Here is a 6,342-nt window from a genome sequence, read left to right on the forward strand (position 1 = left end):
AACCACTCTGCTTTTTTCTCGCGGGCTTTCCATAACAAAGGCGGATTGTGTCCCGCGTTTGTGTAGGTGAGTATTTTTGTTTGCGGTTGGAATTTGGCGTAGACCAAAGAAATAAATTGTTCCGCTTTCAACAGATCGTTAAACAAAAGTTTGTTCATGGCGGTTACTAGCGCGGCCGGAGTTTCGTTGTGAAGGGACTCACTATGAATGCAGGAACGGAGAGCGAAGGCAAGAAGTGCACTGCTGACATCGTGTCCCGAAACGTCCGCAATACATAATTCCAGATTTTTGCCATCGATGGAAAAAAAATCATAATAGTCCGCTCCCACTTTTTGCGCAGGCAAAAGAAAACCGGTCACATCAATTCCTTTGATATTCGGAGGTGTAGCAGGCAGAAGTCTTTGCTGGATGGTGTGGGCCATCTCCAGCTGCATTTTAGCTCGTTCGCCGCTTTTGACTCTCTCCAATAAATCGCAAAGGTGCATGTAGGCGGCGACTTGATCGGACAAAATGGTGAGCAATTTTAAATCGGACTGAGTAAAAGGTTCTCTCGATTTTTTGTCGGTGACATTAATAACACCGATGGGAGTTTTTCCCACCTTCATCGGAAAAGATAGAACAGGGGCGATCATGTAGGAATGCGTTTTGTATTTGGGACTCATTTTTTTCTTTTCAATCAAAACCGGTTTTGCTTTTGAAAAAGCGGCGCCACTGGCCCCCTCTCCCACCGGAATGGAAATGTTTTTCCAGATTTCAGGATCCATTCCTCTTGCCGCTACAATTTTCAAAGTTTTTGATTTCGGCTGGAAGTGCATGATGGAAGCGCGTTCAACGCCAAAGGTGTTGACCAGTTCATCCAGCATGATGTCATAGACTTCTTCAAGTTTCGCGGCCTGAGAGATGGCCCGCGACAAAAGATGGATAATTTCCAGAGGTTCTTTTTTAGGCATAAAATCTCACCGCCTCAAAAATATGGAGACGCCCTCTTTTTTTATTTGTAACCTTGTCCGCATTGGCTCGAATCAGCATAAGGCCCCTTCCATGTGTCTGCCACCGTGAAAATTTTTTTCGTAGTAATTTGTTTTTGATGCCGGGTCCCTGATCCACAACCCGGATTAAAATTTTTTTTGGTGAGATGAAAAAAGAAAGACCAATCCATTTTTCTTTTTTGCGGCGGTGGGCATGGATCACCGCGTTGGTGTAGGCCTCAATCAGGATTTGTGTCAAGGCTTGTGGGTGAGGCACGTTAAGGGATTTGAAAATGCGCGTCAGAAAAGGAAGATAACCGAAGTCGGATTGGGTTTCAAAATGAAGGTTAAAATTTTTCACAGGCCGTTTGGACGTTTGGAAGGATGTCGAAAAGGCGATGCAGACGGGTGATTTCAAAGACAGAGCGAACTTCATTGTTGAGGCCGGCCACTTTCAGATCACCATTTTGCATGCGCAGTTTTCTTAAGAGCGAAATGAGCGCGCCGAGACCCGTGCTGTCAATGAATGCAAGCTCTGAACAATCGATCACGAGAAAACGCACTCCCTCATCAACCAATTTATAACTTGTTTTTTTAAAACCGCTGACGGAGTCAGCATCCAGATTTCCGTGGAGAGACAAAACCAACGCCTTTTCTTTTTGTTCTGTTTTGATCTGCATCATTAAGCCCGAATGCCGTAATGTTTTATTTTTCGGTATAAAGTTGCCTGCCCGATTTTTAACCGCTTGGCGGCCATGGCGACATTTCCGGTGCAGGCTTTCAACGCCGCTTCAATAGCATAACGTTCCACCAGAGTTAAAGGAAGAACTTTGCCGTCTGGAGACACGGGTCTGTCTGTGGTAAGCGCGTTTGTGCGTGATTCCTGCTTCTGGAGACTTTGAATATGCGGCGGCAAATATTGCAGTTTGATTTTGGTGTCGTTATGTAAAACAACGGCTCTCTCAACGGTGTTTTCAAGTTCGCGAATATTTCCGGGCCAGTTGTAGTTGATCAAAGCCTCCATGGCTTCTGGTGTGAAATCGAGAAATATTTTTTCATTTTTGTGCGCGTATTTTTCAAGAAAATGTTTCGCGAGAAGAGGAATATCTTCCCTTCTCTCCCGGAGCGGAGGCAGAACAATGGAAACAACATTCAGCCGATAATAAAGATCTTCGCGAAACTGGTTTTTGGAAACAGCGTCAGCCAGATTTCGGTTGCTTGCGGCAAGAATCCTCACGTCCACATTAATCGGTTGTGTGCCACCCACTCTCATGAACTGCCTTTCCTGCAAAAAGCGCAGAAGCTTGACCTGAAGTAGAGGATTCATTTCACTGATCTCATCGAGAAAAAGGGTTCCTCCGTCAGCCCTTTCGCAACACCCGATGTATTGGCGATCTGCGCCGGTATAGGATCCTCTTTCATGTCCGAATAATTCATTTTCCAAAAGTCCCTGTGGAATGGCGCCGCAATTGATGTCGATAAAACGCCGATCTTTTCGGCCACTCAAACGATGGATGGCTTTTGCCACCAGCTCTTTGCCTGTACCGGATTCTCCCAAAATCAGAGAGGTCGCACTTGTTTTTGCGACATTTTGAATCATCTGAAAAACAGATTGCATGGAGGGCGCGCTTCCGATCATTTCATCGAGTTGTCTGGTGGCTCCCAATTGATTTTCCAGAAGGAATACCCTCTTTGTTAATTTGTAGAGACGCAAAGCATTTTGAACAGTCATTTGTAAACGGGCGGGATCGGGGGGTGAAGTGAGATAATCAAAAACTCCAAGTTTCATAAGATTCACGGCTTCTTCAATATTTTTGGAAGGACTCAAAACGATAATCGGTAAATTGTCATCAAATTGTTTGATAGCTTCAATCAGCGGAAAAAGTTGTTTGATGGAATCTTCGGCAACCATTAATACCGCATCCGGAGACTCAAAGGCGAGCTTGGTGTGGAGAGTGTCCAACGAAAAAACGCGCACTTCCATTTTGATGGTTTCAAGCAGTTTTCGAATACCGCCGCCGAAGACTTTTTTATCACACCCGATGAGAAGTTTGGGGAGTGTCATAAGATACCTGCAATTTGTCATTCCTCGCTACGCTTCGAATCCACTTTGTTATCAAGTAGATCCTTCACGGAGTTTACCCTGAGCACGAGCAGATTCTTCGCGGAGTTTATCCTGAGCCCGAACAGATTCTTCGCTTCGCTCAGAATGACAAAGCGAAGGGCTCAGAATGACAATGATGGCGAAGGGTTCAGGATGACAATCGGAGTTTTTAAAGATGATCATATATTTTTACTTTTCTACCGGATGGCTTTTGAATTCTCCAATATCAATATTGTACCGTCTGATAATTTTTTTGAAATTGGAACGATCCATACCGGCCTTCTCCGACGCAATGGAAATGTTTCCATTGCTCTGTTTCAGCAGACTCGCAATATAACTTCGGTTAAAAGAAGAAAGCGCTTTGTCTTTTGCCTCTTGGTACGAGAACTGTGTCAGATCTTTGGATCCCAATTCTTCCGCGAGATAAAAAGATTCTCCGAGCACATGCGGGGGCAGGTCTTTGGCGTAAATGGTGTCTCCGTGTACCAGTACAACAGCCCTTTCAATGACGTTTTCAAGTTCCCGAACATTTCCCACCCAATCGTAATTTTGCAGGGTTTGCAAAACGTCGACCGAAATTTTATCGACGTGTTTTTTAAGACGTTCCGTATGTTTTTTGAGGAAATGGTAGGCAAGCAGGGCAATATCCTCTTTTCTGTTTCTCAAAGCGGGAAGATTGATATTGATGACATTGAGTCGATAATAAAGGTCTTCACGAAAACGTCCCTCTTTTATCATCTGCGGGAGATCCTTGTTTGTTGCGGCAATCAGACGGACATCCACATGATGGGAAATATTTCCCCCCACCTCGCGAATTTCCCCTTCCTGCAAAACACGAAGCAATTTGACCTGCAAAGGGACGGGAATTTCACCGATTTCATCCAGAAAGATCGTGCCCGTATCGGCCTCTTCAAACAGACCGCGCTTATCACCGATGGCGCCTGTAAAGGATCCTCTCTTATGTCCAAAAAGTTCCGATTCCAAAAGCTGTTCCGGAATGGCGGCGCAATTGATCACGACGAGCGGTTTGTGTTTTCTATTGGAGTGACGGTGAATCGCTGTGGCAACTAACTCTTTTCCCGTTCCCGATTCTCCCATAACGAGGACCGTGGCGTTCGTCGGGGCGATATTTTCAATCAACTGATAAACTTCCTGCATTTTGGAACTCTTTCCCACAAGACCTTCGTACTGATATTGGTCTTTATCACTGTGTTCCAGTTGTTTAATTTTTTGGACCAGTTCATGGCGTTCTTTTGCTTTTTCAACGAGGGTGGAGACTTTGCGAATATCATCAAAAGGTTTAGTGAGATAGTCATAGGCTCCGATTTTAATACAAGAGACGGCGGACTCCACACTTCCAACGCCGGTAATCATGATAATTTCCGTAAGAAAATGATTCGATTTGGCGTATTCCAAAAGTTGAAGACCGTTGTAACCGGGCAGATTGATATCAACCAGAGCCACGGCGAAGATTTCTCTGTTTAAACATTCCAGAGCTTCGGCTCCTGTTTTTGCGGTACGATAATTCCAGTTATTATCTTTGGCGAGGCGCTCAAGTACTTTCACCATCGACTCGTCGTCCTCGACAATCAGCAGGTCAATCGTTTTAAACATAAGTTACCTCCCAATAATTTCATATTTGTTATTCTGAGCCCTTCGCTTTGTCATTCTGAGCGAAGCGAAGAATCTGTTCGGGCTCAGGATAAACTCCGCGAAGAATCTGCTCGGGCTCGGGGTAAACTTCGTGAAGAATCCACTTTATTATCAAATAGATCCTTCACGGAGTTTACACTGAGCGAAGCGAATGTGTTCAGGATGACAAGCGGGGTTTTTATGCCCATAAATTTAACCGCCAAGTTTTTCAATTTCCTCTTCCAAACCCTTCTTTTTGATTTTTTCAACTAGAGTCGTCCGATTTAATTTTAATAAAACAGCGGCCTTGTTTTTGTTCCACCCGGTTTGCTGAAGCGCTTTCAAAATCAGTTCGTTTTCAAAATTGGAGATGGCATGTTTGAAAGAAATGCCCGTTTCGGGAATCTGCATGTGTGTTTGCCCGGGTTGAATACGCGTGTCTCCCCTGATTTTCGGTGGAAGATCTTCCACATCAACAGACCCCTTCTCTTTGAGGATAACGATTCTTTCCACCATATTTTCCAATTCGCGCACATTGCCGGGCCAGGAATAATTTTGTAAAATATTTTTCGCCGAATCTGTAATGCCAGAGATTTTCTTTCCAGTTTCCAATGTGTATTTGTTTATAAAGTGGGCGATCAGCAGAGGAATATCTTCCGGTCTTTCTTTCAATGACGGGAGATGAATGGGGATCACATTGAGCCGGTAGTAAAGATCTTCACGGAACCGCCCCGCTTTGACAGCATCTTCCAAATTTTGATTGGTCGCGGCTAAAATGCGAACATCCACCTCTTGAGTCTGTGTGGATCCGACCGGCTCGAATTTTTTTTCCTGAAGCACGCGCAACAATTTGACCTGCAACTTGGGACTCATATCCCCTATTTCATCGAGGAAAATGGTTCCGCCATTGGCCGAGCGGAAACGCCCTTCTGTTGTGGCGCTGGCCCCCGTAAAAGATCCTTTCATATGACCAAACAGTTCGGATTCCAGAAGATCTTCCGGGATTGCTGCGCAGTTGACGGTAACAAGCGGCTTATCTTTGCGAAGACTGTTGAAATGGATGGCTTTTGCAATCAATTCTTTGCCGGTGCCGCTCTCTCCCAAAATAAGAACGGTGCTGTCGGTTTCAGCCACCTTTTCAATCAAGGCAAAAATGGAAAACATGGAATCACTTTTTCCGATAATATTTTCAAATTTATATTTTTCATGAAGTTGTTTTTTAAGAGTCCTGTTTTCAAATTTTAAATGTTTGTGATCCAGAGCTGTTTCAATGAGCGATGCAATATCATCGAGTTCAAAAGGTTTGGTGAGATAGTGATAGGCTCCGACTTTAATGGCTTCGACTGCGCTGGTGATTGTTCCGAAACCGGTCAGAACGATTGGAATCGCATCAGGGGAGGCTGTTTTCATTTCACGGATAAAGTGGATGCCGTCCATTTTCGGCATGACCAGATCAACCAGCGCGAGATCAATGTTGTTTCGTCCCAGAATTTTTAAAGCCTCTTCCCCATCACCGGCCGTAAAGACGGTATATTTGAGCTCCGTCAAAAATTTTTCCAGCGCTTTGCGAATACTTAATTCATCATCTACGATCAAAATATTGGCCACGATACCTCCTTTGGGACCCTGGACCATAGA

The 6,342-nt window shown here is 44.6% G+C and carries 6 protein-coding genes; all 6 read right to left on the reverse strand.

The features are described 5' to 3' along the window. The coding region (locus tag HY877_07735) for a SpoIIE family protein phosphatase (GenBank protein MBI5300162.1) at positions 1-950 on the reverse strand (950 nt) is incomplete at its 3' end. Next, the gene (locus HY877_07740; protein MBI5300163.1) at positions 943-1,329 is read right to left on the reverse strand and encodes an ATP-binding protein; all 387 of its coding nucleotides are present in this window, start codon (positions 1,327-1,329) and stop codon (positions 943-945) included. The genes HY877_07735 and HY877_07740, both read right to left, overlap by 8 nt. Then, positions 1,316-1,651 carry an STAS domain-containing protein gene (locus HY877_07745; protein ID MBI5300164.1) on the reverse strand — a complete coding sequence of 112 codons (336 nt, stop codon included), beginning with the start codon at positions 1,649-1,651 and terminating at the stop codon, positions 1,316-1,318. The genes HY877_07740 and HY877_07745 overlap by 14 nt, the downstream gene beginning before the upstream one ends. Beyond that, a complete protein-coding gene (locus HY877_07750) occupies positions 1,651-3,033 on the reverse strand; it encodes a sigma-54-dependent Fis family transcriptional regulator (GenBank protein MBI5300165.1) in 1,383 nt (460 codons plus the stop codon). Before HY877_07750 ends, HY877_07745 begins: the two co-directional genes overlap by 1 nt. Positions 3,034-3,261: 228 nt before the next feature. Then, positions 3,262-4,686 carry a sigma-54-dependent Fis family transcriptional regulator gene (locus HY877_07755; GenBank protein MBI5300166.1) on the reverse strand — a complete coding sequence of 475 codons (1,425 nt, stop codon included), beginning with the start codon at positions 4,684-4,686 and terminating at the stop codon, positions 3,262-3,264. A gap of 231 nt (positions 4,687-4,917) precedes the next feature. After that, complete coding sequence (locus tag HY877_07760; GenBank protein ID MBI5300167.1) at positions 4,918-6,339, reverse strand: sigma-54-dependent Fis family transcriptional regulator; 1,422 nt, start codon at positions 6,337-6,339, stop codon at positions 4,918-4,920. Positions 6,340-6,342: the final 3 nt, after the last annotated feature.

The organism is Deltaproteobacteria bacterium, from assembly GCA_016213065.1.
Classification (GTDB): domain Bacteria; phylum UBA10199; class UBA10199; order SPLOWO2-01-44-7; family SPLOWO2-01-44-7; genus JACRBV01.